Raw genomic sequence first — 26,692 nt, forward strand, 5'->3', positions numbered from 1 at the left:
ATTCCGAATTTTTAAATTAAAACGTTCGGATAAACGCGATTTACGGAATAATTTATTTAATTATTAAATTCGGATTATTTTTTTTCTTTCTTGGTCTTAACTTTAATCCTTACTATCTCCCGGCCCCGATAAGATCCGCAAAAAGAACAAGCCTGATGCGGCCGCTTCGGCTGGCCGCACTTGGGGCATTTGTTTAAAGCCATTTTTTTTAAAGCATAGTGAGCCCGATTGCGCCTGACTTTCGAGCGAGACCTTCTTTTGGCTGGTACTGACATAAGTTAAATATGAAAATAACATAAAAACAAAATAATATCACCGCCGAGGCGGGATCCCGCCCACTATTAATAAAATAAAGTGGCGGGATAAAAAATAAATAGAGTCTTATTTTGTTATTTTGTTATTTCTTGCCTGCCCTGCCTACCGGACAGGCAGGCGGCAGGCAGGTATTATTTTATTTATATTATTATTATAACCCAAAACACCCATTAGTCAACTCCTTCCGAAGCGCCCCTGCCAAAAACACCCTATTCTTTTCCTTCTTTTTTCCCGACAATTTTTTCAAACTCTTCCCGCTCCAAAGTTTCTTTTTTTAGCAAAGCTTCAACCACTTTATCAAGCTTTTCTTTTTCGGTTTTTATAATCTCTTTTGCCTGTTTAGCGGCTTGCTCAATAAAGCGGGAAATCTCTTTGTCAATCTGTTCCGCCACTTTTTCACTATAATCCCTCTGCTCATGGATTTCCCGGCCCAAAAATATCATCTCTTCTTTTTCACCGTAAGTGCGCGGGCCCAAATCGTCCGACATGCCATAATCGGTTATAAGCTGGCGAGCCAAGGCCGTGGCCCGGCGCAAATCAGAAGTGGCGCCGGTGGTCACTTCGCCGAAAATTTCTTTCTCGGTAGCATGGCCGGCCAAGAGCACGGCTAATTCTTCCACAAACTCCGATTTGGCGTGCATATGCTTATCTTCGGTCGGGAGTTTGAGGGTGTAACCGCCTGCCTGGCCCCGGGCAATAATGGAAATTTTTTGCACCGGATCAGTATGGGGAAGAAAGTGGGCGACGATCGCGTGCCCGGCTTCGTGGTAAGCGGTAATTTTTTTCTCTTTCTCTGTAATCACCCGGCTCCTTCTCTCCGGCCCCATCATAACCTTTTCAATTGATTCAAATAATTCGTCCATCTCAATCATTTTTTTGTTCCGCCGGGCGGAAAGGATCGCCGCTTCATTAAGAAGATTCGCTAAATCAGCTCCGGAAAAACCAGGAGTCCGTTCAGCAATCCGGCGCAGGCTCACTTCTTTAGACAAAGGCTTTTGCCGGGCATGAACCTTTAAAATTTCCTCCCGGTCTTTTATGTCCGGCTCGTCAATTACCACCCGGCGGTCAAAACGTCCGGGCCGAAGCAGGGCCGGATCCAAAACATCGGGCCGATTGGTAGCGGCGATAACTATCACATTAGTATGAGTTTCAAAGCCGTCCATCTCCACCAAAATCTGATTTAAAGTCTGCTCGCGCTCATCATGGGAACCGCCGAGTCCGGCTCCTCTCCGGCGGCCAACAGCATCAATTTCATCAATGAATAATATGCAAGGAGAATTTTTCTTGGCTCGTTTGAATAAATCCCTAACCCTGGAAGCGCCAACTCCAACGAACATCTCCACAAATTCCGAACCGGAAATATGAAAAAAGGGAACATCAGCCTCTCCGGCCACAGCCCGAGCCATCAAAGTTTTTCCCGTGCCCGGGCTGCCCAAAAGCAAAACTCCACGCGGAATGCGAGCGCCTAATTCGTAAAATTTCTTGGGATGCTTCAAAAATTCAACCACTTCCTTTAATTCCTCTTTGGCCTCCTTAGCTCCGGCCACATCCTTAAAAGTAACCTTATTTTTTAAATCTTTGACGGACTCCCTGGCTTGCGACTGGCCAAACATCATGGCTTTGGAATTGGCTCCGGCCACACTTCGCATCATAAAATAGATAAAAACGCCTATCAGGAGAAAAGGAATAAGAAACGGCAGAATGGCCGACAGCCAAAAATTTAATCCTTCGTTTTCTTTCACCTGAATTTTAATCTTTGAAATCTTATCCGCTTCCACGCCGAAATTTCTTAACAACTCCGATAATGACTCTCCGCTTTCTTTCTTAACGATCTCTTCCGCGCCGTCAGCCAGAGTAATTTTCATTTCCGCGCCCCTTACTTCTATCTGCGAAACCTTTTCCTCGTTAATCTGGCTTATTAAGGTTTCCAAACCGACTGTTTCCGTTTTGCTCCCATCGCTTAAAATAGAAAAAAGGCTGGCAATTATTAAAAAAACCAGAAAGAAGATTAAAAAATTCTTAACCAAATTTTTCATAAATTGTTAATTTTATTAGAGACTACAAAATTTATTATATAATACAGAGTCCTTTTTGGCAAACAAAACAAATAATTGTAGAGACGCATAATTATGCGTCTCTACAATATAAATTATTTTTTATTTTTGCTAATTTCTTTCTTTTCCGATTTGGCTTCCGGTGTCTTTCCGGCCGTCTTTTTCTTCTTTTCTTTGGCCGGCTTGGCTTTTTCAGAAACCGCCTCTTCTTCTTTTATCTCCTTCTCTTTTGTTTCTTTGGCGCTTGTTTTTTCTTTTTTTGTTCCAGCTTCTTTGGCCAGTTTTAATCCCAGACGATGCTCTTTCGGCTCCAAAGACATTACTTCAAAGCTGGCTTTCTCGCCCAGCTTAAACAACTCATTTATTTTTTGGTTTTGGGCCAAACCCAACTGGCTGGCGTGGGCCAAACCGTGGATATCTTCGTCTAACTTTACAAACAGGCCGAAAGGATTAATTTTTAAAATTGTCCCGGCTACTGTTTGGCCGACCTTATATTTCGCGCTGGCTTCTTCCCAGGGATCTTTCAAGAGTTTTCTGGCGGACAAAAATATTTTTGCCCCGGCCACGCTTATAACTTCGGCTTTTATTTTATCCCCGACTTTAAAAAGATCTGCCGGAGAATCAATCCTCTGCCAGGCCAATTCCGAGATATGAATAAGGCCCTCCATATTTTCGCCAAAACTGATAAAAACCCCAAAATCCGTAACCGCGGTAATAACCCCCTCAACGATTGTGCCAACCTTGTATTTGGCGATAGTGTCCTTTTGCTTTTCGCTCCAAACATCTTTTTCGCTGAAAATAATCTTATCTTCTTTTTCGTCCAAAGTCATAACTGTAACCTCAAACTCCTGGCCGACAAAAGATTTGAGCTTTTCAAGAATTTTACTTTTATCCCCGCCGCTTACCCGCGGATAATTTTCCGGCGCCAATTGGGAAACCGGCAAAAATCCCTGAATCTGGCAATAGCGAACCAGAAGCCCGCCCTTGTTAGCGTCAATTACTTTTACCTTAATGGTCTCTTTGCTTTTCGCCGCCTTTCTTAAAACTTCCCAGGCCTTTTTCTGGCCGGCGTGCCGGAAGGATAACTCCAATTCGCCATCTTCATTTTCTTCTTCAATCACAGTGGCCTCAACTTCATCCCCGGATTTCAAACCGGCATATTCTTCCGCTTCCTCATAAAGTTCCGGACCGCGAATTACGCCGATCAAAATACCGGCAATATCAAGCCTTACCTCGGCCCGAGAGGCGGAAATTACTGTTCCCCTAACCGTATCCCCGGCCTGGGGGATTTTTAAATTGTCTTTTTCTAATAATTCTTGGAAATCCTTGCCTTTTTCATCAAGAATTTTTTTGTCTTCTTCCATATTTTTTTATTCTACAAATTACAAATCAAAACACAAATTCACAAATATTATATAAACATCTTTAAATTTATTTGTGTTATTTGCGATAATATTTGTGGATTTGTAATCTTTTTAACTCGACTAACATCGCCAACTTTAAAATTTAATCTCAAATTAATAAATCGCGATATCCAAGTTCCCTTAAATAAAAAAAGATTATTTAACCTCCCATTTTTCGGGAAGCCCTTTGGCCACCTTCCACTACCCGCCAGGCGGGGGAGCGGAACCAAAGGTTTTATTATAGGTGTTTATTTAGTTTCTATTAATATATACCGCCCTTAAAAAAATGTCAAGTTTAAAAGCGAAAACAAAATAACCAAAAAATATTTGTAAAAAGTTTGTAATTTATAGGAACTAATAATACAAAAAACTTTTTCTTATCTGCTCAAAATACGGCCGGCATTTACTTCTGTCAGCCCCTCCGGACGACATTGTATATCTAATAATGCTTTGGGCGAGCGGTATTTGCAATTCGTAAATAAAATCCCCAGCCTTAGTCGTCTGCTCTTTTTTGACGGCCGGCGTCAAGCCGGCGGAAACCCGGACAAAACCCTCTTGCTCTTTGAGCAGAAGGGGGACATTAACGTCTTCCCCCCTTCTTTCAACTTTGCTTTTAATCTCGCACAACAAATTCCCGTTTTCATTGAAATAAAAATTGGGGGATCTCAATTCCTTCGCCTGCCAGCCTTCTGGCAAAATTATTTCAAAACCGTCCAGGACATTGCCAATGATTGTTCGGCCGTCATCCAACTGGGTGATGGCGTAAACCGAAGGATTGTGGACCAACTGGCCGGTAATCCACTCCACGCTTTCCTCTCTGACTAACGCCCACCAAATAATCAATTCGCCCGCAACTGCGACTAAAACCAAAATGGCAATCTTTACTAAATAATATTTTCCGTACTTTAAACGATAATACATATTTTATTCCTACAAATTACAAATGTTTCACAAATTTACGAATACTAAATAAAACGTTATTTCTGAAATTCGTAAATTCGTACTGATTTGTAATTCATAGGGTTATTGTATAAATTCTTTCCAAATATTATACAGCTCGGCCGTGGCAGTTAAATCCCAGCTATTATACTCGGCAATCTTTTTATATTCTCCATCCTTAAATAACCGGCCGACATCATCTCCGGTAATGCCGGCGCCCTTGGGGCTCTTAACGCCGAACGCCCGGCAATACAAATGCAGATTTCCTTTGCGCCGGACCGCTCCATAAAAAGACAGCTGGTCCAATAAATCAATATGCCTGACTCCGTATTGGCTGCTCAAATAACGATTGGACATTAAATTCACGGTCGGCTTGATTTTATGGACCGCTGACCTTATTAACAAAAAAGGCACATCAAAAGACCGGCCGTTAAAACTCACAAATTCCTTATAATTTTTAGCTCCGGCCCAAAAATCCAACAGCATCTCCTTTTCCGTCTTTGGCTTAAAGGTAAAATTTTCTTTTGCGTATTCCCGCGCCTCCTCCCGCGGAGATTGGAAATATATGGCTCCCTCATCTTTTTCATTATCATAAATTCCGATCGCCACAATTTCTCCGGTCAAAGGAGAAAAACCCAGCCCCTCTTTCAAATCTTTCAGCATCACATTATATTTTTTTTCTTCTTCTCCGGCTTCACGCTTAATCCAGCGCGTCAAGCTGCTCTGCGTCGCTTCGTCAATATTTTCCCAATCTTCCCCGATTGTTTCAATGTCAAAAATTAAAGACATATTTTACATAAATTCTAAATCCTAATATCTAAATCCTAAACAAATTCAAAATTCAAATTACCAAATTCTTTAATCATTGTTTGGGGGCTTTGAATTTTGGTAATTGTGATTTGTTTAGAATTTAGGATTTGGTGCTTAGAATTTGATCAAACACACATTTTATTTTAACTAATCCAATTTATATTTTACTTATTGGACTCCCTCTGCGGCCGCCTTTAGGGCCTGGCCCTGGCTGATGCCGGCCCGAATTTCTGATTTAATTTGCTCCAGGACGCTTTCCGGAATGCCAAAGTCAGTCGGGATGCCCATGCCGCCAAAATCAGGGGCTAAATCAGGAATAGTAATAGCCGGAGCTCCGGGCGGCAGTTTTATAATCGGCGCGATTCCGGTGGGAAGGCCTATTTCATTTAAAGTAATATCAAGAATAATATCTGGCCCGCCGGCTCCGGTCGGATAAGGAAAAGCCGCCGGGATCGCTATATCCGCAATTTGCGCCTGAATCACAATGGCGATGCTGTTCCCGGATCTATCAAAGGATTTGAGCCGGACAAATGAGGGCAAATAGGGAATAATCATTTCCTTGCTAATTATTTTTTCCATCTCTTCCGCTATTCTTTTTTTCATATCAGCTTCGCCGGGAATCAGAACGGCCGCTTCGGCCGGAATATCCGAGGGTATCATGCTTAAAATATCAGCCAGCTCTCCATAAACCAAATTAACCTCTTTGGCCAAATCAACGCCGATATCAACTTCCACATTTTTTATGCTGATTCGGCCGGATTTATAATTTCCGGCCGGCAGATTCAGCTGGCCCAAATTAACTATATTCTTTCCGGGATAAAGAGTATTCACGCCTCCGCCGGCCAAAGCCACAACCTCCCCGCCTTCATTGTTTATAAAAATCAAATCGCCCATCTCAACCCTTATTTCCGGCACGCTTACCGAAGCCCTTAAATTCGGCGGGTCAGTCAAGAAAATATTAATCTTGCCGAATAAAAATTGGAAATAGGGTGAAATTAAAATTCCTATCACAATAGCGCCTGCCCAAAATTTTGGCAAACGAATGGCAAAATGCAAAATAACCACCGCGGCAACAGCAATAATCACCATTATTAATAAGATTTTAGCGGAAACAAAAGTGCCTAAACGCGCTTCGGTAACTAAAGAAACGATATAAGCGATAATTGGCGCGAGCAATATGCCAACCAAAATAAAAATTAATTTTTTCATAGATTATAATTTTTTATAATTAACTGTTATAAGTTTATCTTTTTGCGGCCCAATCGTCAAATAAAAAGTAGAGGCGGAAAATTTTCCGTCTCTACGTTATAATATGTTATCTTGTTGTTTTTGTTATTTTAATTGCAACTGGCGTCGGAAGCGGAACCGCTCGCGTCAAAACCAAACCCGGCCGAAGGAGGAGCGGAAGACAATTCCCTGTCGCATTCTTCCGGCTGGTTATTAAAGGCGGAACAAATAGTCGCCAGCAAACTGGCGGAATCGCGGGCCGAAGAAATCTGCGCGCCATTTATGACCAAAGTCGGGGAACCCTGCACTCCGTAAATCTCGTTTTCAATTTTATGAATGTCAAAAACCGGATAAACACCGCCAGACCAGGTGGTTTTGTCATTAAATTTCTCCATCACTTTATATTCTTTGTCGGTTGCGGAAACGCAGGCGGTTAATTTTGTTTTATCCACTCCCGACCTCGTTATGCAATCATTGCTGTCGCCCGCTTCAAGAAAACAATTTAAATAAGCCACTAGCTTTTCCGGCTCTTCCTTTTGAATGCAATATTGGTTCAACTGCTCTTTTAATTCTACCTCCCCGTGCATGGCGTAATCGCAAAACTTCAAAGTAAAATCAATCTTATTGCCCAGGGTGGTAATAACCGGCAAAACACCTTTCTCAATCTGGGTGCCGTAGGGGCAATGGCTCATAACAAAGAGTTCTACCACCGGCTTATCGGATTTTACCGCCACCTCGCTGGCCGGCAAAGTTACCTCAAGATCTTCATTCTCCGACATGACAAAATTCATATCTAAAACACTGGGGAAAAACTTCTCTCCGTCTTTAGTCAAATAAGAATCAAAATCCTGCCCTCCGACATTAACTACGATCTTATAAAGCCCCTCTTCGGAAAGAATATCTTTTATGTTTGCTTCTGTGCCGGCTTGCACCAGGTTTTCATTAATAAACTTTTCCGCCTTGGCCTTGGCTTCCTCCGGCGACAAAATGATTTTGGCGCTTTTATTGCCAAAAATTTTATAGCTGGCTCCGCCCAAAGCCACCAAGATAATCAAAACAATAACTATTTTTTTCATGTTCATAGTTTTATACCCTACAAATTACAAATCTTTTCACAAATATACAAATAAACCTTAACTTAATACTAATATTTGCAGATTTGTAGCTGATTTGTAGATTTGTGGGAACCTACAGATTAATAAACCCACGGCTGATTATTGTCTAATTTTAAGATAATAAATTAGACGCACGTGAGTTCTATTATTTAAATTGTTATTTTATTTTAACAAAGGGGGAAAAATAAGTCAAATGAAGTTATCTATAATCTTTCTCTCCTCAACTCCTTGATCAATAACCCGCCCAGAACTATAATTATCCCACCGGCTAAAACCAGCAAATATTTAAATAATTCCAGTTTCTTATCGCGGGCCGCTATTGCCCATTCGTTGCTAGCCGCCACTTCGCCCAAAACCTGCCCGGCCTCCCCCCGGCTTTGGCTTTCTATGTCTTTCCTTATTATATCGTCGGGCGAGCGCGGCATAATCCTTAAGCCCGATTCGGTCCGGCTCACTATGCCGGCAATGGTCAAAATTTCGCCCTCTTTTATTTCCTTAATATTTATCCCGGTGGTCCCTTTTATATAAACCCTTGTTTCTTCCGTGCCGTCGTCCAAATAAACAATTGAACTTTTTCTGTCAACAACCTCTCCGGTTATGGAAACCAAGCTGCCGACATATTCTTCAGTAATTTTTTCAATCGCTAATTCCGCCGGCGCCGGAGCCCCGCGATTTTCTATTATCTTCATATCCTCTTTAGTTTTGGTTTTTATCCTCTGCTCTCCGCCGGAAATCGATATCTCCCCGCTCACCTCCAAATAGTCGCCAATTTTCAAATTGGGGAAATCCTTATTGTAATTATAAACCTGGATTCCGGGCGAGCCGACAATATAAAAATATTGGGCGCCCAAAATCCCGGGCAGAACCGCCACAGTCCCTTCCGCTCTCACCAGATCGCCGGATTCAAATTCTTTGATTTTTTCTAAGGAAGTAACAATATACCCGCCTGGCCCCGACTCCGAAGGCTTAACCGAGACTCCCAAAACGCTTGTTTGGCCGACGCTTTTGCTGCCCGCCACGGAAATTACATTTTCCTCACCAGGCGTTAAAATCGTTGTCCAGAACCATTTCCCGTTTTCCGCCCGGGCATAGGATTCGCCAACAAAAGATTTCTCATAGCTAACTTCATCAACCAATTCTTCCAGATTATTAAATAAACGGGCCGAATCATTCGTATTATTCAGAGCCAAACCGCTTTCGCTTCTCTCCAATAAATAAAAATCGCCCGGGAAAAGCCATAAGTCAGAACTGATTTTATACGGCCGGCTACCGCCTTCCGCATCATCTATTTGCCAATTTAACAAATTAATTCTGCCATCGCCTGTATTTTTTAACTCTATCCACTCTCCCTCCGCATCCGCTCCTTCCGGATCAGGGAGAATTTCATTGATTATAACCGATGCCAGACTGCCTGGCTCGCTCGCCTGCCCTGACAGGCCAGCCAGAGAAACCACTCTTATAATTTCTTCTTTGCTAACCTCATTGGTCCCGTCGCTTACCGCCAGCTTCACCAAAAAACTGCCTTCTGCCAAATAAGTGTGTTCGGGCGAAGCCAAATCCAGTTTTATGCCGTCGCCAAAATCCCAGCTGAATTTTAATTCATCGCCGTCTTCATCAACTGTGTCAGAACTGTCAAAAATAATTGGTTGGCCAGCTATTATTTCTTCCGGATGGGAAAAAGAAACAAGCGGCGGGTGATTTATGGTTTTTATAATATTGGCTTCCGCCGGGGTAACAACTTCGCTCCAAATCCATTTCCGGGTAGAGGTGGCAAAATTATAACTCCACCCCTCAATCGCTTTTTCATATTTTATTGTTTGGCAGGGCTCGTCTTTTAAAGGCTGAAAAAGCTTTGCGCTGTCGCCCCCGTTATTCAAAGCGATTTTAGTTTCCGGGCGAAAAATCGCCAAATACTGCCCGCCTTTTATAAGAATATTTTCTTTAAATTTAAATCTTGTCTTGCTGTCATCTCCCAGCCCCCACCCCAGCAAATTCACCTCTATTTCACCTTTATTATATAATTCAATAAATTCGGTTTCATTATCCCTGCCAATCGGATCAGGAAAAATTTCGGAAATAATTATATCATCGCTAAAATCATACAAAGCTTTTTCAACCGCGCTTATTTCTTCTTCTTCGTCAGCCACGGCCGTTATAATATTGCCCGTTCCTTTGGTCGGAGTGGTGGTAACGGCAAAATCATTCAGATTGTTAAAAGTGTTATAGCCATCAAATTTTCTAGCTAAAGAATCCGGATCAGAGGTGGCTGGGGCATTATTGGCCAAATCGCCGTCATCCCAATTTCCGTAAGTTACTTGGTCTATTAAATTTTTATCTTTATCGCGCAAAATAATTATGTCTCCATTGTTGTTTAAATTGCCCTTGGGTTTTTCTACGATAAAAAATTTTTCTTTCCCGCTTCCGGCCAGGGCTCCGGATAAGCTTGTTTTGGCCCCGCTACCCTCTTCTATGGTCCAGCCGACCAAATCAATATCTTCTCCAGTCGCATTATACAATTCAATCCATTCCACTTCTCCGTCCGCCGGGTCAGACACAAATTCATTAATCACCACGTCGCCAAGATTTATTTTTTGCCCCCCTTGCAAAGGGGAGATGGGGGGGGCGGGGGATGTTGAAGTCGCCGTTTCTTCCCCTTGATAAAGGGGGTCAAGGGGATTTTCCGGCTCTTCGGCTGGGGGTGGAGGAGGTGGAGCGACAGACTCGCCGGAATTCTGCGGATTAGGATTTTCTTGGATAAAAAAATCGGCATTATTGTTATTAGTGTCGATATAATTATTATCTTGAAATTTTCGCTCAATGCTTTGATATACATTTTGATCAGTGATTTGAAAAGCTGCAGTTTCAACAAAAACATTTTGAGCTTCTCCCCACCCGATACTATCTACTATCTCTCCGGTATTTGCCGCTCCAAAACGAAGAGCAACCCCATTATCCGAACTAATTGTTCCGGTGGTGGTGGCATTAGGAACAACTGGAATATCCATATAGTTGCTATTAGCCCAGAGATAGTACCCGTTCGCCGAGATATAAATATCACTTGTCCAAGATTTTATACTCGTGTCGCTTGTCCCAGTTTTGGTTCTTTTAACTAAACGATAGCCTTTTAAATTAATGCTAGCGTCGGTTGGATTATAAAGCTCAATAAAATCATTTTCTGTTTTGCCAGCGCCACCAGTAATCTGTATTTCGCTAATAACTATATGCTCGGCCGCCCAACAATTTTCTCCTAAATAAAAAAATCCTGCTATAAATAACAAGATTAAAAAAACTTTTCCTGCCTTTGCAAGCAGGCCTCCTTGGTTTTTCATAATAATCTATTTGATTTAAAATTTAAAACTCGGCTTTTCCTTCCTTGTCATCCTGAACTTGATTCAGGATCCAGGAGAGAGCCGCACGCACTAAGATTTTGCAAAAAAGAAAATTGGAATCACGCACCCCTGGATCCCGGCTCGCGGGCCGGGATGACGGAAGAGAAACAGAGATTGTCGCGAGACCACGGCCTTTTCTCTTTGTCATTCCCGCGAAAGCGGGAATCCAGGGGAGAGCCGCACAAACCATACTAGCTATTGATTTTATTCTAAAAATAAGCTATCTTAATAGTCAAGATCTTTAACAAAAAGACACATTAATTTAAGGGGGGTATAAGCGATTTCGGCTATAAATGCTTATTCAAAAACCAATAAAAGAGGGGGCATCATGTCTAAAAAAAACAAGCGGAATATACTCTACTTCAAGGGTAAATCCATGCGCAAGCTTTATGAGTGTATGTAGAGCTGGCAGAAAAAACACAAAAAACGTTTTCTTTCTGCTAGCATCCAGAAAGATGGTAATGTTTTTTGCTGCATTGCCCTAACTAATCCAACCGAAGTAATAATTACCAGCCAAGATGGCAAAAGTCATGCTAAGGTTCAGCATGGCGGCGTTCTGCAAACTACTGGAGGCAACTGTAATGAATATTAAGCGATCCGCATGATATCATTCTATCCCCGGCATTCTTCTGAAAGTTTGCCGGGATTTTTTTGTAAAAAATAACAAAAATTAAATTATTTAACTTTATCCAAAACCTCTTCCAGCTCCCCCGGCAGCCCGATCGTAAAAGTCTGTTTCTCCCCGGCCAAGTCATAAAACGACAGTTTATCCGCCACTAAAAAAATCCGGCCTAAATTTAATTTTTTATTTTTCTCCCTGGTTTTTTTTGTGCTGTACAAATCATCCCCCACAAGCGGATGCCCATAAGAAAGCATGTGGACTCTTATCTGGTGCGTGCGGCCGGTTTTGATTTTAACTTTCAATAAAGTATAATTGATAAATTTTTTTATAATTTTAAATCCGGTAACGGCGCTTCTGGCTCCGGGCTTATTGACATTTTCCTCTTCCCCGTCGGTTATGGGCAGAGCGGCCATTTTGGCGCCGTCGCTTGAACGTTTTATCGGAAATAAAATTTTATCCTCGTCTTTTTCAATCCGGCCAAAAACCAAAGCCGTGTATTCTTTTTTTATCGTCCTTTCTTGAAACTGTTTTTTCAAATTATCAAAAGAATTTTGTTGTTTGGCGATAACCACCAGACCGCTCGCTTCCTTATCCAGGCGGTGGACGATTCCCGGGCGCTCCGGATCTTCCCCGATTTTTTTTATTCCCGGATATTTTTTCACCAGCATTTCCGCCAAACTTTCCCCTTTAAAAGAATTCGCTCCATGCATTATTAAGCCTGCCGGTTTGTTTATTACCAAATATTCATCGGTTTCGGCAATAATTTCCGGAAAAGAAAAATTTTGCTTTTTCTCTCTTGAAACATTGATTTCGGTCTCGACGACCGGAGTTAAAGCAATTTTAATCTCATCGCCTTCTTTTAAACTATAATGAGAAGAAACCACCCTGCCATTTGCGGTAATCCCGCCCCGCTTTACCAGCTTTTGAATCTGGCTGCGGGAAAAATCACTTAAATTTTCCGCCAAAAATTTATCCAGCCGCTGCCCGCTTTGTTCATTTTTTATTTTTAATGAATCCATAAGTCTATATTCTCCCGCCACTTATATAAATTTATAGAGGGCGGGATCCCGCTAAGGCGGTGATAAATTCTATATTCCATATTCTAGATTAATATTTTCCCCATCGCTGCCACCGCTTTCTCAAGCGTAAAATCAGCTTCAACCAAACTTTTGGCTTTCTCCCCGAAACGCCGGGACCGAATTTTATTTTTATACAGCTCTATAATTTTTTGGGCCAAAACTTCACTGTTGCCGGTTTCAACCAAAATCCCCGCCTTTTCTTCTAAAATCAAATCCTCAAAACCGCGATTGCAAAAACCAATTACGGGCAACCCTTCTGACATAATTCTTAAAACCGTAGCCAGGTTGGCTAGCCTTGGAGTTTCGTTAACAGCGATAAAGGCGTCAAAGCTGTCTGACCATTTTTTTAGATTCCCCCGCTCGCTTACAAACCAAACCAAATTATCAATCCCTAATTTCTTGGCGAGCCAGGACAATTTTTTCTCGCCTTCGTCTTTTGGCCCCACTCGGCATTCGCCGACAATGATAAGCTGCAAGTTGGGAATAACCGCCAAACAGATTTTAACCGCCTGAAATAAATTTTCAATTTGGTGAGGCTGGGAAAAATCGGTTATCACGCCCAAAGTGAAATACTTGCGGGAAAAATTTGATTTCTCCGCCTTGGCTAAATTGGAAAAAATGTTTTGCTGGCGGCCGGGCTGATTTGGCTTGATGCCGGGAGAAATTTTTTTTATCCGATCAGCCGTAATGCCAAAACTCCCAAGGCGCGCCTCTGTCAAGCTGATAGAGGAAACTAAAATCGCCCGACGGGAATAAAAACGGTACAAAAACAAAAAACCGGCCGGCATTTTCCGATAATCAATCTCCGGCAATTCCAACCAAACAACTTTTATTCTCAATAAAGACGCTAAGGGGGTGAGAATAATTTTTTCGTTCCCGCCCAAACAGACAAAGGTTTTCACGTTTTTATTATATTTCAAAAAAACAAAAGAAAAAGAAAAGAAAAAAAACAAAAACGGATAAGCCAAAAGAAAAAAGGCAAAACTTAAATTACTTCTAGCCTCCGGGCCAAAATACGCTTTTCTCGCTTTCCCGCAGTCCTTTGGCCCTGAATTAAGGCACGTCGAAAGAAAATAAAAAAAATGTCCCCTTTTTTCAAGTTCATCAAAAAGGTCTAAAAAAAACGAAGGAATTTCTTTCAAAGAATTGGCGACTGCTATGTTTGCCATATTAAAAATGTTTAAAAATCCTAAATACTTTGAGATGGTTACAAAACTATTTTGTGACTAAATTTAGATATTTTCAGCCGAGATTAGGAAAGCCAGCCCCGCATTTGCGGGGCGCCAGCTTGACGAAGTATCGGCTGAAAATAACAAATTGTAGTAGAAATAATTTTGTAACCATCTCTTTATGCTGAATATTTAACTCTAACCTTTATTTAGCAAGACCAAAATTTCTTTTTTTGTTACACCCTTAAAAAGATACAGGGCCGCAAAATAAATTCCGGCGGAAAAAACTAAAGTTAAAAACAAACCGCCCGCGCTCCCATAATACCAACCGGGAAGAAAAAAGAGAAAGGCGGCCATAACGGCTGATGCCAAAACCGATTTGAATAAAATTCTAATATTAAAAAAGAAGCCGGCGTATTTGTGAACAAGATAGAAGGCGACCAAGGCGATAAAAAATTCGCTGTAAACCGTTACCCAGGCCGCGCCCAAATAAGAAAAACGGGGAATGAAAATAAGATAACCGGCCAGAGCCGTAAAGCTCGTAAAAAAATAAGCGCCTATGATTTTTTTCTGCTTATCCAGGGCGATGATAGCGTGGGAAAAAATACAGCCGAAGAATATGGCCAAGGAGGCCAGAACTAAAATTTTAAGAACGGAACCGGCGGCCGCAAAATCCCCCCCGGCGACGACAACCATAATTTCTTTGGCCAAAAATTGGGCCCCCACCGCCAAAGGCACGCCTAAAATCATCATAAAATCAAAAGATTTTTGTAAAACCCTTTTGAAAGCCTCAATATTCCTTTCCGCCCAGTTCATAGTTAAAATAGGCAGAATGATTCCGGCAAACATAAAAGGAATGGTAATTAAAACGTCAATCACCTTGTAGGCGGCGCCGTAAATTCCGACTTCGGCCGGCTCCTTTATCAGGGATAAGATCAAAGTGTCGGCTTTAAGGTAAATCAGATTAAAGGCGATAGTAATAGCCAACGGCCAGGTTTTGGCGATAATTTCTTTCCAAACCGGGTAGTCAAATCTGATTTTTAAGCGAAAAAATCCCGAGGAAAATATAAATAAAACCAAAAAGTTAACCGCCGAGGCCAGAACCGTAATAAAAATAACTCCCAAAAGGCCGAGATTAAGCTTAACCGCCAAAATAGCGCCGATAACCAGAACTAACCGACCCAGAATTTCCGCTATGGAAACCTTGTCCATTCTTAGCTTTTTTTGGAACAAACCGACAAAAATTTGGTTTAAAGCCACGAAAAGAAAAGAAAAAACCGCCACAGCCACTCCTATTTTTACGTCCCGGCTATAAGGGAAAAAAAATATGGTGAGCGGAGCCAGGGCCAAAAAAAACAAGGCTGAAATCAAACGCAAAGTAAAGAGATTATTTAAAATTTTTTCTTCATCCGCTCCGGGCTGGCTGATCATCTGCGTCGTGACTAAAGTCAGGCCCAGATCGGACAAGATTCCAAAAACCGATAAAAAAGTGATGATGGTGGTATATTCGCCAAAACCTACTGTCCCTAAATAACGGGTTATAATCGCTACTGCCGCCAAACCGAAAATCGTGGCGATAACCTTGCTTATTATCTGAATTATGGTATTGTAAAAAACCTTAGCTGATAAATTTACTCCGTTAGGAATTTTCGTAAAACCCTGCATAAATCTTAAGCCCCGCTTCCAATCCCTTGTTTCTAGAAATTTCTAACGGGGTGAATATAATTGAATAATTTCGTATTTTTAGGTATAATTTAAATATAATAAATAATCTATTTAGTATTTGTAAATTTGTAAAAGATTTGTAATTTGTAGATATTTAAATTATAACACAAACTATATGAAAATCACTAAAATTAAAAAATGCTTTTTCTCCGCTCTTTTATTATCCGCCATCCTTCTATTCCAGGTAATCCTGGCCCAATTTTCTTCCATGCCGATGGCGCAGGCTGCGGAAAGCAAATTGTGGAATATGCAAAAACAATCCGGAATAGGCCAAATCGGCAGCCAAGCTTTTGGCAGCGAAACTCCGAAAGACGTGAGGGAAATAGCCGTTTTAATCATAAAAGTTTTTCTGGGATTTTTGGGAATAATTTTTTTGGTTCTGATAATCTCGGCCGGCTTTAAATACATGACGTCTGCGGGCAATGAGGAAAAAATAACCGAAGCCCTAAACCAAATTAAAACCGGCGTAATCGGCCTGATAATAATCCTCACTTCCTACGCTGTCACTTCTTACCTTACTGACTGCGTCTTTGAAATAACTAACCGAGGAAGAGACTCTGTCTGGATGTGCAATAGAGATTATACTTACTAAAACTTGGTTTTGCGGTTATTTTCTCTATGTTTAGAATTATAAAAAGAACAAAAAAAATTCTTTTCATTTTAATAATTTTTTTATTTCTACTGATCGTCTTGAGCCAGGGGCGAAATTATAATAAAAATGAGCTGGAATACGGACTGACTTTTTCAAAAAAGCAAGCGGAAAGCTTGGGTTTTGACTGGCGACTGGTTTATCTTTCAATTCTAGATGACCTGGGCGTAAAAAAATTGAGACTGCCGGCTTATTGGAATGAAATTGAAACCAGCGATAACGAATTCCGATGGGAAGAAATGGATTGGCTGGTTGAGGAAACAACTAAAAGAGAAGCGGAAATTATTATCGCGGTTGGCGGCCGCCTGCCTCGCTGGCCCGAATGCCATTTTCCGGACTGGGCAGACGATCTCCCAAAGAAAGAAAGGGATGAAAAAATATTAGAATATATAAGAAAAGTTGTAAACAGGTACAAGGACAACGAAAAAATTATCGCTTGGCAGGTGGAAAACGAGCCTTTCCTTTCCCACTTCGGGGACTGCCCGAAATTGGATAAAAAATTTTTGGATGCCGAAATCGCTTTGGTCAGGCAACTTGACGACCGGCCGGTTATAATAACCGATTCCGGCGAACTGTCTCTTTGGCTGGGAGCGGCCCGGCGGGCGGATATTTTCGGCACCACCCTTTATCGCGATACTTACTCTAAATTTTTAGATAGATATATCCATTATCCGATCAACCCGGGATTTTTTCATTTCAAAAAAAACATCGTCCGTCTCTTTGCCCGTCCCAAAGACTGGATAGTGATTGAACTTCAGGCCGAACCCTGGGGACCGGTTCCTTATCAGGAAATGGTTGAAGAAGAAAAAAGCAAAACCATGGATCTGCAAAAATTCAGGGAGATTCTGGAATTCGGCCGCCTCGCCGGCTTTAGGGAATTTTATCTCTGGGGAGGAGAATGGTGGTATTGGGAAAAAGAGGCCAATAACAACCCGGCGCTCTGGAACGAGGCGAAAAGACTATTCTCTCGTCAATATTAAAGGGTAAAAAATATTTTAATTAAATTCTAAATCCTAATATCTAAATCCTAAACAAACCCAAATTAACTAAACCCAAATGTTTTAAACTAACGTTTTGAATTTTGATAATTTGAATTTTGGATTTGTTTAGAGTTTAGGATTTAGTGCTTAGAATTTATAACCATATATGGACAAAACAGAAAAAGCATACACGATCGGCATTGACATCGGCGGCACCAATATGAAAGCCGTGCTTTTTGACGGAGAAAAAGTCATTGCCGATTATCTCCTGGCCACTCCAAAAGACAACTTGAGCCACTTTATCATCATGCTTTACGCTTTGGCCGAACCGCTATTAAAAAAGGCGAAACAAGACAAAGCAAAAGTTAAAGGCATCGGATTGGGGGTAGCCGGCATTATGGATGATAAAGATAAAAAAATAATAGACTCGCCCAATATAACGATTCTAAACGGCATAAAGCTGAATAACTCCCTGGAAAAAAAGACCGGATTACCGATTTCAATAGATAACGACACCAATTGCTTTTTGCGCGCCGAAATAAAGTTGGGCGCCGGAAAAAAATATAAAAATGTTTACGGAATTATCATCGGCACCGGCATTGGCGGCGCTTGGTGGATAAATGATGAAATTTATCAGGGCAGCCACCGCGGGGCCGGCGAACCAGGCCAAATGATTATTGATTTGGAAAATAATATAGAGCTGGAAAAAGCCTACCAAAAATTGACGCAAAACAACCCGGCCAATTTGGCGGAGGAAGCTTTTCGCGGCGACACTTTGGCCAAAAAAGCTTATGAAGAAGTTGGCCACTGCCTAGGGATAGCTTTCGCCAATATTGTTAATTTGATTGACCCGGAAGTAATTATTGTCGGAGGCAGCGTTGCTGAGTCAAGCGAGCTGTTTTTTTCCAAAATCAAAAAAATCATGCGCGGCTACATTATGCATCCGGAAGCCAAAAAAATTAAAATCCTCAAGGGCAAACTCGGCCAAAATGCCGGCGCCATCGGCGCGGCTCTGCTAGTAAAATAGCTAACTCCTTTCGCCTTGTTTGACACGCAATCACCTTTATGCTATCATTCCTTATATAAAGGCTAGTTGTTCAATATGACAATTAGCCTTTTTCTTTACTAAATATTACAAATTCACAAATCAAAACACAAATTCACAAATTTTATATAAACATCTTGTTTTTATTTGTGTTATTCGTGATGATATTTGTGTATTTGTAATCCTAATTTCTATTTACTAATTACTAATTACAAAAATATATGTCCGAACTATCAAACGCCATCAAACAAATCTGCGAGGAAAAAGGCCTGGATGAGAAGTCGGTTGTCGCTACGATTGAATCGGCTTTGGCCGCGGCTTATCGCAAAGATTTTGGCGAAAAAAACCAGAACATAAAAGTGGAATTTGACACGGAAACCGGCAAGTCAAAGGTTTTTGACGTGAAAACCGTAGTTGAAGATCTGCCGCCAGAAGAAATCGAAGAGAACGTAGAGACGCAAAATCTTGCGTCTGAAAATCTTGCGTCCCCTATTGATGCGCCAAAAAAAACGAAAAAGACCAAAAAAAAGGACGTAGAGACGCAAAATCTTGCGTCTGATGCAGAGACATCTGATGTGGGGACAACTGGCCAGTCCGAAGAGGAAACCCCCGTTGTGGAAGAAAAAAAATTTAACCCCAAAACCGAAATTCAAATAAGCGACGCCAAGCTAATCAAAAAAACCGCCAAGGTCGGAGACGAAATAAAAACAAAATTGGAGGTGCCAGCCGCTTACGGACGAATGGCAGCCCAAACCGCCAAACAGGTTATAGTCCAACGGCTGCGGGAAGCGGAGAGAGAAATGGTTTTTGGCGAATTCAAGGATAAAGAAAAAGAGGTCGTTAGCGGCATGGTCCAAAGGCGGGAAGGCCGGTTTGTCTTGGTTGACCTGGGCAAAACCGTGGGCTATCTGCCGACCGAGGAGCAAATTTTCGGGGAAAACTATAATCCGGGCGAAAGAATAAAAGTTTATATTAAAGAAGTGCGATTGGGCTCTAAGGGTCCGGAAATCATTTTGTCCCGGACATCCGAGGAAATATTGAAAAAAGTTTTTTATCTGGAAATTCCGGAAATTTCCAATGGCTTGGTGGATTTAAAAGCCGTCGCCCGGGAAGCCGGTTCGCGCGCAAAAGTGGCTGTTTCGACCGATTCGGAAAACGTTGACCCGATAGGATCCTGCGTGGGCCAACGCGGCTCCCGCATCCAGACTATAATTTCCGAACTGGGCGGAGAAAAAATTGATATCATCCAGTATGATGAAAATCCTTCCAAGTTCATTGCCAACGCTCTGTCTCCTGCCAAAATTGTTTCCATAAAATTAGATGAAAAAGAAAAGAAGGCTTTTGTAAAAGTTGTGGCTGAACAGTTGTCTTTGGCAATTGGAAAAAACGGCCAGAACGCGCGCCTGGCCGCCCGTTTGACCGGCTGGAAAATAGACATTGGCGAAGCCAAAATTGAAAAAACCGAAAAGGCAGAAGAGGGCAAAGAGGGAGGAGAAGGGAAAAAAGCGGAGAAAAACGGCGAAAAGAAAAATGAGAAAAATAATAAAAAGAAAACGAAGAAAACAAAAGACGAAACTAAGGATAAAAAGGCAGAAGAGGGTGAAGAAAAAGAAGATAAGAAAGACAAGGAGAAAAAAGAAACCAAGGAAAAAATTGAGAAAAAAGAAAAAAAAGCAGAAACAGAAAAAGAAAAGGCAATAGAAGAAAAAATGTAATAATCCGAATCTACGAATTAATCCGAATGCTCCGAATTTTTAAATCACAGCATTCGGAGCATTCGGATAATAATTCGGATTAATTAGGATTAATTTAATAATTTAAAAAACAAAAAACCTATGCAACTAGAACTTTTAACCGCGATTATCGCTCTAGCCGGCCTGGCCTTTGCCGGTTGGCTGGCTCACCAGCTTAAAAAGCAGGCTGTTTCTGATGAAAAAGCCGGAGAAATTTCCGGTTATATTCACGAAGGCGCCATGGCTTTCCTTAATAAGGAATACAAGATTTTGGGCATTTTTGTCATCGTGGTAGCTGCTATCATTTGGTTTACTCCGGGCCTAAGCTACCAAACCGCCATCTGTTTTTTGGCCGGAGCGATTCTTTCAATCCTGGCCGGCAATATCGGCATGCGCATCGCCACGACCGCCAACGTAAAAACAGCTGAAGCGGCCAAAGAGAGTTTGGACAAGGGCTTGGGAGTGGCCTTTTCTTCCGGCAGCGTTATGGGTTTAACCGTGGTCGGCCTGGGGCTTTTAGGCGTGAGTTTGGCTTATTATATTTTTCGGGATCCAAACGTAATTTACGGTTTCGGTTTCGGCGCTTCTTCAGTCGCGCTTTTTGCCCGCGTTGGCGGCGGCATTTATACCAAGGCCGCGGATGTGGGCGCGGACCTGGTCGGAAAAGTTGAGGCCGGCATTCCGGAAGATGATCCGAGAAATCCGGCCACAATCGCCGACAATGTCGGTGATAATGTCGGCGACGTAGCCGGCATGGGCGCTGACCTTTTTGAAAGTTATGTTGATTCCATTATCGCGGCCATGGCCTTTGGAGTTTTGACTGTCGCCACTTTCGGGCCCAAAGCCGTGGTTCTGCCCTTGCTACTGGCCGCTACCGGAATCATTGCGGCTATTTTGGGAAACTTCATCGTCAAATTATCCAAAAACAGCAAGCCGCAAGCGGTTCTAAACCGGGGAATTTTCTCGGCCGCGATCTTGATGGCTATCGGCGCTTATCCGGTAATTTTTTATACTGTGGGAAAAATAGGCGTTTATTGGGCGCTTCTTACCGGTTTAATTTCCGGCATCGCTATCGGCTTAATAACGGAATACTACACTTCGGATAAAAACAAACCGGCCCAAGGCGTGGCCAATGCGGCCAAAAGCGGAGCCGCCACCAATATTATCGCCGGCCTGGCGCTGGGTATGATGAGCACGATTGTGCCGGTCTTGGTTGTTTGCCTGGCTATCTTTTTATCCTTTAAACTGGCCGGACTGTTCGGCATTGCCATTGCCGCGGTCGGCATGCTTTCTACTCTGGGCATTACTCTGGCCACCGACACTTACGGTCCGGTTGCGGATAATGCCGCCGGTATTGCGGAAATGGCGGGCATGGGCCCGGAAGCCAGAAAAAGGGCGGAAGAACTGGACGCGGTCGGCAACACCACGGCCGCCATCGGCAAAGGTTTTGCCATTGGCTCGGCCGCTTTAACCGCGTTGGTTCTGCTCGTAAGTTTTGGCCAAGCCGTTAATCTGCAAATAGTCAATTTACTTGATGAAAAAGTTTTAATCGGCTTATTCATCGGCGGCTTATTGCCTTGTATTTTCTCTTCCCTTTCCATGAAAGCTGTGGGCGAAGCCGCGGCCGATATGGTCGCAGAAGTAAGGCGCCAATTCAAAGAAATTCCGGGAATTATGGAAGGAACCGGCAAGCCGGATTACAAGCGCTGCATTGATATCTCAACCGAAGCCGCCCTGAAAAAAATGATTGCTCCGGGCTTGATAACCGTGGCCGCTCCGGTCGTGGTCGGTTTTATTTTAGGACCCGAAGCCTTAGTCGGACTTCTGGCCGGCGCTTTGGTCGTCGGTTTCTTGCTCGCCGTTATAATGGCTAATGCCGGCGGGGCCTGGGATAATGCCAAAAAATACATTGAAGCCGGCAATCTGGAAGGCAAGGGTTCGGACACTCACAAGGCCGCGGTCGTGGGCGACACGGTCGGCGATCCGTTCAAGGATACCTCCGGCCCGAGCTTAAATATCTTGATCAAGTTAATGTCCATAGTCTCCCTTATCATCGCTCCGCTCTTAATTCTGTAATTCCCTTTTAACCCCCTTTCGTTAAAGGGGGACTAAGGGGGATTAAGGGGGCGGAGGATTTTTCCTGTCATCGCAAGCCCATTTCCTCTTTTGTCATTTCGGCCTCCTCTCTTTTTGTCATCCCGGGCTTGACCCGGGATCCAGGGTGCAGTGGCACGAACATTTTATTTCTCCATAATTTTAATAGACCAAACTTCCTACGGACTAATCCTGGATTCCCGCTTTCGCGGGAATGACAAAAAAAGGAGTGCAATAACAAAATACCCCCTTGATAAAGAGGGCGAGGGGGATTAAAAAATATGAAAGGCTTCTTAGCTTTAGCAAAATCTAGGCGCAGCGTCAGGCAGTACAAGCAAGAGAAAATTCCCAGAGAGCAGATTAAAAAAATAATAGAAGCCGGCATCTGGGCGCCCAGCGCTATGAATCTCCAGCCCGTAAAGTTTTTTGTTTTAGAAGACCCGGAAAAAATAAAACTGGCCTCGGATAAGATAAAGGAGGCAAGATTGAAAGCCGGACAAAGTCTTTGGCGGGCAGAACTTCCAGACCCGCTTTTCTACCAAGCACCGGTTGTAATTTTTCTCTGCATTAGCGAACCAAAAAATAGGTATAATTTAGCCGACGTCGCTTTTGCCTGCCAGAACTGCCTGCTCCAAGCCCGCGAATTAAACTTAGGAACAGTTGCGGTTGGGCAAGCTACTATGTTAGAAGATATGCCAGAAGTAAAAAAAGAATTGGGCATTCCGGCTGATTGGAAAATTTTTCTTTCTTTTTGTCTTGGCAAAACCGATAGTTTTCCCGAAGCGCCGGAAAGAAAAAAGCCGGAGGTCGTGTTTGGATGAAACCTGCGATTGTAATTATATAAATTTCAGTTGCAGTCATTAACAGAGGCGACGGCAAAAAAACTTATAATTTGTAACAATTATATTATGGACATCACCAAAAAAGACTTAGTCAAATCGCAAATTGAACTGACGGTGGAATTATCTTTGGCCGAATTTAAGCCCTACATAGAAAAAGGCGTGAAAAAGGTAAGCGAGGAAGTTAAGATTGAGGGCTTTCGGCCGGGCAAAGTCCCGTTTGCTGTTTTAAAGCAAAAAATCGGGGAAATGACGATTTTGGAAGAAGCGGCCAATATTGCCATTAATAAAACGCTTCCAAAAATCTTGGAAGAAAACACGGATAAGCAAATAATCGGCCAGCCCCGGGTTGATATCATAAAACTGGCCCCGGAAAATCCTTTGGTTTTTAAAATTACCTTGTCAGCCCTGCCGGAAGTAAAGCTGTTTGATTATAAAAACGCCAAAGTAAAAAGAGGAAAGAAAGAGGTAAAAAACGAGGAAGTAAAAAAAATATTGGATAATCTAAGGGAAATGCGCGCCAAAGAAGTAATCGTTGAGCGAGCCGCCAAAGAAGGCGATAAGGTTATTGTTGATTTGGAAATGTTTCGGGATAACGTGCCCCTGGAAGCCGGCCAAGGCAAAGGCACAGCTGTTATTTTGGGTAAGGATTATCTTATTCCGGGCTTTGACGCGAAATTAGTCGGAATAAAAAAAGATGAGGCAAGAGAATTTGACCTGCCTTATCCGGCTGACCATTATGACAAAAATCTGGCCGGAAAATTAGTCCAGTTCAAAGTCAAGGCAAAAGAAATCTTTGAGCGGCAGGTGCCGGAAATAAATAACGAGACAGCCAAGGCTTTTGGCGCCAAGTCGGTTGAAGAATTGGAAAAAAATATCAGGCATAATTTGGAAGAGGAAAGAAAGCGGGAAGCCGAGCAGGAATTGGAAATAAAAATTATTGATAAAATTTTAGAAAAAACCAAGTTTGGCGACATTCCGGAAATTTTAATTAACCACGAAACCGAAGCCATGCTTCATGAGTTGGAGCACACCATAGAAAGCCGCGGCGGAAAATTTTCCGATTATCTTTCCAGTTTAGGAAAAACCCGGGACCAGCTTATACTTGATCTCCTGCCCAATGCCGTTAAAAGAGTAAAAAGCGCTTTGGCCATCAGGCAAATTGCGGTTGAAGAAAAATTTACTGTGAGCGAAAAAGAAATTGATGAAAAAATCGAAGAGCTCCTAAGGCAATACAAGGGCTACGAAAAAGTTGAGGAACGGGTTAAAGAACCAAATTACAGACTCTACCTTCACAATTCCTTGATTAACAACAAAGTGGTGGAAAAACTGAAAGAGTGGAATACGGAGAAATAATATAATAATCCGAATTAATCCGAATTTTTATCCGAATGCTCCGAATGCCTTTTCTGATAATTCGGAGCATTCGGATTATTCGTAGATTCGGATTATCATTATGCCTATTTTAGCGGTAAACAAACGAGCCAGCTTTGACTATAATATCGGCGACAAGTACGAAGCCGGAATAATTTTAGCTGGACATGAAGTAAAATCAGTAAAAACCGGGCATATAAGCTTAAAGGGAAGCTATGTTACTTTAAAACAAACGCAAAAAAACAAACAGCCGCAGGTATACCTGATTAACGCCCATATCCCTTTATACAAGCACGCCGGAACTATCGCTGATTATGACTCGACCCGGCCGCGCCAGCTCTTGCTTAACAAAAAAGAAATAAAACATCTCGTTGGCAAGCGGCAGGAGCAAGGATTGACATTAGTGCCTTTAAAAATATATACTAAACATAGTTTTGTAAAACTGGAATTCGGCTTAGGCAGGGGCAAAAAGAAGTACGACAAACGCGAGACAATCAAGAAAAGAGAGGTAGACCGCAAAATCCGCACTTTAACAAAACGACGGTAGACGGTAAGATTCTTGGGATTATGGCGATTCTTAAGATTCTTGGGATGATGATTTTTGGGGATTCGTAAATATCCCAAAAATCCTAAAGATCCCAAGAGTCCGAAGAATCCCACAGACAACGGGGATGCCAGGCATCGATAATAAGAATTCTTTCTTTAGTATTCGGGACGTGGCCGCGGGCTATTCACGCAAAACTGGTCCGCAAACATCAAATGTCAATACATTTGTAAGCAAAGTCAAAACGGCTTTTGCCAATTTGGCTTTTGCTCCCGCTGTTGCTTAATTTTAGCGACAGCCATCCGGCCAGACGAGTCTTCATAGCTGGTACCGGGTGTCATTTATGAAGATAGGTTTATAAATTGTTTTCGCTTATAAACTAAAATTAAAGAAAACTAATTATTATTGATTTTGCTTAATTTTTACAATAATAATGAATAAATAAATTAAGCTACTTCCGTAAAGTACCAAAGAAGAACTTATTAGACGTGGGTTCGATTCCCACCATCTCCACAGACCGGATTTCGGATGTCGGATTATTTGGTATAATAAATTTATGCGAGATGTCAGCGATTTAATTATTTATAAAAACGCTTTGAATTTGTTAAAACCAATATATAGATTGGTTAATTTATTACCCGAAAAAGAATTTAAATTAAGAAGCCAGACCTGGGAAGCAGAGAAATCAATCGCTCCCCTAATCGCCGAAGGGTTTGCTAAAAAGAGATCGCAAAATGAATTTAAAAGATTTTTATTAATGGCCCTGGGTTCAAGCGACGAAGTAATAACGCATTTAAGGGAAATTGAGATTATTAATTTCCCCAATATTAAGAAAGAAACTTGCGAAGCGCTGATTAAATACTACAAAATTGAATCAAAGCAAATTAATCGCTGTATCTCAATTATTATTTCAAATCAAGGAATCCGAAATCCGATATCTGAAGTCCGAAATCCGACATCCGACACGCCCGGGTGGTGAAACTGGTATACACGAGGGACTTAAAATCCCTTGGATTCATACTCCGTGCGGGTTCGAGTCCCGCCCCGGGCACATTGGGACTTAATAAAAAGTTGTTAAAATATCTGAAGAGCTTGTAGGGTTTTGCGAGCGTGTGAGCGAGCAACCCGCCCTTTTAAGCAGTAAAAGAGGAGGGCGAGTCCCGCCCCGGGCACATTGGGACTTAATAAAAAGTTGTTAAAATATCTGAAGAGCTTGTGGGGTTTTGCGAGCGTGTGAGCGAGCAACCCGCCCTTTTAAGCAGTAAAAGAGGAGGGCGAGTCCCGCCCCGGGCACCCCTGATAATTTCAGACTTAAGATTGTAGATTGTATATTTAAATCTAAAAACCCAAATGCTGCAATCAGCCATCGTCAATCTAAAATCTAAAATCACGCGCGGGTATCGTATAATGGTTATTATATTACCTTGCCAAGGTAGAGATACGGGTTCGATTCCCGTTACCCGCTCCCAAATAATTTCAGATTGTAGATTGTAAAATTGTTTCAGATTCCCGCCTGTCCCGCCGAATCCGCCAGCAGGCGGAGAAAGCGGGTTGCCTGTTCCATCCTAATTTTAGATTGTGGACCTT

The 26,692-nt window shown here is 42.2% G+C and carries 20 protein-coding genes, 2 tRNA genes and 1 other RNA gene; 12 read left to right on the forward strand and 11 right to left on the reverse strand.

Going from position 1 to position 26,692, the window contains the following annotated elements:
- Positions 1-74: 74 nt before the first annotated feature.
- The 11 genes from rpmF to PHQ42_00620 all read right to left on the reverse strand — a co-directional run bounded on the left by rpmF (position 75) and on the right by PHQ42_00620 (position 15,787).
- Positions 75-275, reverse strand: a complete 201-nt coding sequence (gene rpmF / locus PHQ42_00570; GenBank protein ID MDD5071221.1) for a 50S ribosomal protein L32 — start codon at positions 273-275, stop codon at positions 75-77.
- 249 nt (positions 276-524) lie between these two features.
- A complete protein-coding gene (gene ftsH, locus PHQ42_00575) occupies positions 525-2,351 on the reverse strand; it encodes an ATP-dependent zinc metalloprotease FtsH (protein ID MDD5071222.1) in 1,827 nt (608 codons plus the stop codon).
- Between the two features lie 113 nt (positions 2,352-2,464).
- Positions 2,465-3,733: a S1 RNA-binding domain-containing protein gene (locus tag PHQ42_00580; protein MDD5071223.1), complete on the reverse strand. Its 1,269-nt coding sequence runs from the start codon at positions 3,731-3,733 to the stop codon at positions 2,465-2,467.
- A 393-nt stretch (positions 3,734-4,126) separates the two neighbouring features.
- Complete coding sequence (locus PHQ42_00585) at positions 4,127-4,693, reverse strand: hypothetical protein (GenBank protein MDD5071224.1); 567 nt, start codon at positions 4,691-4,693, stop codon at positions 4,127-4,129.
- 102 nt (positions 4,694-4,795) lie between these two features.
- Positions 4,796-5,500, reverse strand: coding sequence for a ribonuclease H-like domain-containing protein (locus PHQ42_00590; GenBank protein MDD5071225.1), 705 nt, complete (start codon positions 5,498-5,500; stop codon positions 4,796-4,798).
- Positions 5,501-5,689: 189 nt separating this feature from the next.
- Positions 5,690-6,730 (reverse strand): hypothetical protein, encoded by a 1,041-nt coding sequence (locus tag PHQ42_00595; GenBank protein ID MDD5071226.1) that lies wholly within the window; start codon positions 6,728-6,730, stop codon positions 5,690-5,692.
- Between the two features lie 128 nt (positions 6,731-6,858).
- Positions 6,859-7,830 carry a hypothetical protein gene (locus tag PHQ42_00600; protein ID MDD5071227.1) on the reverse strand — a complete coding sequence of 324 codons (972 nt, stop codon included), beginning with the start codon at positions 7,828-7,830 and terminating at the stop codon, positions 6,859-6,861.
- 236 nt (positions 7,831-8,066) lie between these two features.
- A complete protein-coding gene (locus PHQ42_00605) occupies positions 8,067-11,192 on the reverse strand; it encodes a lamin tail domain-containing protein (protein MDD5071228.1) in 3,126 nt (1,041 codons plus the stop codon).
- Positions 11,193-11,927: 735 nt separating this feature from the next.
- The gene (locus PHQ42_00610; protein MDD5071229.1) at positions 11,928-12,893 is read right to left on the reverse strand and encodes an RluA family pseudouridine synthase; all 966 of its coding nucleotides are present in this window, start codon (positions 12,891-12,893) and stop codon (positions 11,928-11,930) included.
- An 83-nt stretch (positions 12,894-12,976) separates the two neighbouring features.
- On the reverse strand, positions 12,977-14,122 hold the full coding sequence (locus PHQ42_00615; GenBank protein MDD5071230.1) for a glycosyltransferase: 1,146 nt from the start codon (positions 14,120-14,122) through the stop codon (positions 12,977-12,979).
- Positions 14,123-14,320: 198 nt separating this feature from the next.
- A complete protein-coding gene (locus PHQ42_00620; GenBank protein ID MDD5071231.1) occupies positions 14,321-15,787 on the reverse strand; it encodes a flippase in 1,467 nt (488 codons plus the stop codon).
- Positions 15,788-15,962: 175 nt separating this feature from the next.
- Here PHQ42_00620 and PHQ42_00625 point away from each other — a divergent pair, with 175 nt between their 5' ends.
- The 12 genes from PHQ42_00625 to PHQ42_00680 all read left to right on the forward strand — a co-directional run bounded on the left by PHQ42_00625 (position 15,963) and on the right by PHQ42_00680 (position 26,570).
- On the forward strand, positions 15,963-16,439 hold the full coding sequence (locus PHQ42_00625) for a pilin (GenBank protein ID MDD5071232.1): 477 nt from the start codon (positions 15,963-15,965) through the stop codon (positions 16,437-16,439).
- 26 nt (positions 16,440-16,465) lie between these two features.
- Positions 16,466-17,476, forward strand: coding sequence for a cellulase family glycosylhydrolase (locus tag PHQ42_00630; protein ID MDD5071233.1), 1,011 nt, complete (start codon positions 16,466-16,468; stop codon positions 17,474-17,476).
- Positions 17,477-17,642: 166 nt separating this feature from the next.
- Entirely contained in the window at positions 17,643-18,503 is an 861-nt protein-coding gene (locus PHQ42_00635) for an ROK family protein (protein MDD5071234.1), read from the forward strand.
- A 239-nt stretch (positions 18,504-18,742) separates the two neighbouring features.
- On the forward strand, positions 18,743-20,236 hold the full coding sequence (nusA, locus tag PHQ42_00640) for a transcription termination factor NusA (GenBank protein MDD5071235.1): 1,494 nt from the start codon (positions 18,743-18,745) through the stop codon (positions 20,234-20,236).
- Positions 20,237-20,356: 120 nt separating this feature from the next.
- Positions 20,357-22,330, forward strand: a complete 1,974-nt coding sequence (locus tag PHQ42_00645; protein MDD5071236.1) for a sodium-translocating pyrophosphatase — start codon at positions 20,357-20,359, stop codon at positions 22,328-22,330.
- Between the two features lie 299 nt (positions 22,331-22,629).
- On the forward strand, positions 22,630-23,169 hold the full coding sequence (locus PHQ42_00650; protein MDD5071237.1) for a nitroreductase family protein: 540 nt from the start codon (positions 22,630-22,632) through the stop codon (positions 23,167-23,169).
- Between the two features lie 87 nt (positions 23,170-23,256).
- Positions 23,257-24,543, forward strand: a complete 1,287-nt coding sequence (tig, locus tag PHQ42_00655; GenBank protein ID MDD5071238.1) for a trigger factor — start codon at positions 23,257-23,259, stop codon at positions 24,541-24,543.
- 100 nt (positions 24,544-24,643) lie between these two features.
- The gene (gene smpB, locus PHQ42_00660) at positions 24,644-25,108 is read left to right on the forward strand and encodes an SsrA-binding protein SmpB (GenBank protein ID MDD5071239.1); all 465 of its coding nucleotides are present in this window, start codon (positions 24,644-24,646) and stop codon (positions 25,106-25,108) included.
- Between the two features lie 120 nt (positions 25,109-25,228).
- Positions 25,229-25,621, forward strand: a transfer-messenger RNA (tmRNA) gene (gene ssrA, locus PHQ42_00665).
- Positions 25,622-25,661: 40 nt separating this feature from the next.
- Entirely contained in the window at positions 25,662-26,084 is a 423-nt protein-coding gene (locus PHQ42_00670; GenBank protein MDD5071240.1) for a four helix bundle protein, read from the forward strand.
- A tRNA-Leu gene (locus PHQ42_00675) sits at positions 26,072-26,156 on the forward strand. The genes PHQ42_00670 and PHQ42_00675 overlap by 13 nt, the downstream gene beginning before the upstream one ends.
- Before the next feature lie 342 nt (positions 26,157-26,498).
- A tRNA-Gly gene (locus tag PHQ42_00680) sits at positions 26,499-26,570 on the forward strand.
- Positions 26,571-26,692: the final 122 nt, after the last annotated feature.

The organism is Patescibacteria group bacterium (assembly GCA_028711655.1).
GTDB lineage: Bacteria > Patescibacteriota > Patescibacteriia > Patescibacteriales > JAQTRU01 > JAQTRU01.

Bases quoted from the DNA above. Each gene is read 5' to 3' on its own strand.
- PHQ42_00625 (MDD5071232.1), top strand. From the start codon at position 15,963: ATGAAAATCACTAAAATTAAAAAATGCTTTTTCTCCGCTCTTTTATTA.
- PHQ42_00585 (MDD5071224.1), bottom strand. From the start codon at position 4,693: ATGTATTATCGTTTAAAGTACGGAAAATATTATTTAGTAAAGATTGCC.
- PHQ42_00620 (MDD5071231.1), bottom strand. From the start codon at position 15,787: ATGCAGGGTTTTACGAAAATTCCTAACGGAGTAAATTTATCAGCTAAG.
- PHQ42_00670 (MDD5071240.1), top strand. From the start codon at position 25,662: ATGCGAGATGTCAGCGATTTAATTATTTATAAAAACGCTTTGAATTTG.
- ftsH (MDD5071222.1), bottom strand. From the start codon at position 2,351: ATGAAAAATTTGGTTAAGAATTTTTTAATCTTCTTTCTGGTTTTTTTA.
- PHQ42_00600 (MDD5071227.1), bottom strand. From the start codon at position 7,830: ATGAACATGAAAAAAATAGTTATTGTTTTGATTATCTTGGTGGCTTTG.
- nusA (MDD5071235.1), top strand. From the start codon at position 18,743: ATGTCCGAACTATCAAACGCCATCAAACAAATCTGCGAGGAAAAAGGC.
- PHQ42_00615 (MDD5071230.1), bottom strand. From the start codon at position 14,122: ATGGCAAACATAGCAGTCGCCAATTCTTTGAAAGAAATTCCTTCGTTT.
- PHQ42_00580 (MDD5071223.1), bottom strand. From the start codon at position 3,733: ATGGAAGAAGACAAAAAAATTCTTGATGAAAAAGGCAAGGATTTCCAA.
- PHQ42_00650 (MDD5071237.1), top strand. From the start codon at position 22,630: ATGAAAGGCTTCTTAGCTTTAGCAAAATCTAGGCGCAGCGTCAGGCAG.
- PHQ42_00610 (MDD5071229.1), bottom strand. From the start codon at position 12,893: ATGGATTCATTAAAAATAAAAAATGAACAAAGCGGGCAGCGGCTGGAT.
- PHQ42_00645 (MDD5071236.1), top strand. From the start codon at position 20,357: ATGCAACTAGAACTTTTAACCGCGATTATCGCTCTAGCCGGCCTGGCC.
- rpmF (MDD5071221.1), bottom strand. From the start codon at position 275: ATGTCAGTACCAGCCAAAAGAAGGTCTCGCTCGAAAGTCAGGCGCAAT.
- PHQ42_00590 (MDD5071225.1), bottom strand. From the start codon at position 5,500: ATGTCTTTAATTTTTGACATTGAAACAATCGGGGAAGATTGGGAAAAT.
- PHQ42_00595 (MDD5071226.1), bottom strand. From the start codon at position 6,730: ATGAAAAAATTAATTTTTATTTTGGTTGGCATATTGCTCGCGCCAATT.
- PHQ42_00630 (MDD5071233.1), top strand. From the start codon at position 16,466: ATGTTTAGAATTATAAAAAGAACAAAAAAAATTCTTTTCATTTTAATA.
- smpB (MDD5071239.1), top strand. From the start codon at position 24,644: ATGCCTATTTTAGCGGTAAACAAACGAGCCAGCTTTGACTATAATATC.
- PHQ42_00635 (MDD5071234.1), top strand. From the start codon at position 17,643: ATGGACAAAACAGAAAAAGCATACACGATCGGCATTGACATCGGCGGC.
- tig (MDD5071238.1), top strand. From the start codon at position 23,257: ATGGACATCACCAAAAAAGACTTAGTCAAATCGCAAATTGAACTGACG.
- PHQ42_00605 (MDD5071228.1), bottom strand. From the start codon at position 11,192: ATGAAAAACCAAGGAGGCCTGCTTGCAAAGGCAGGAAAAGTTTTTTTA.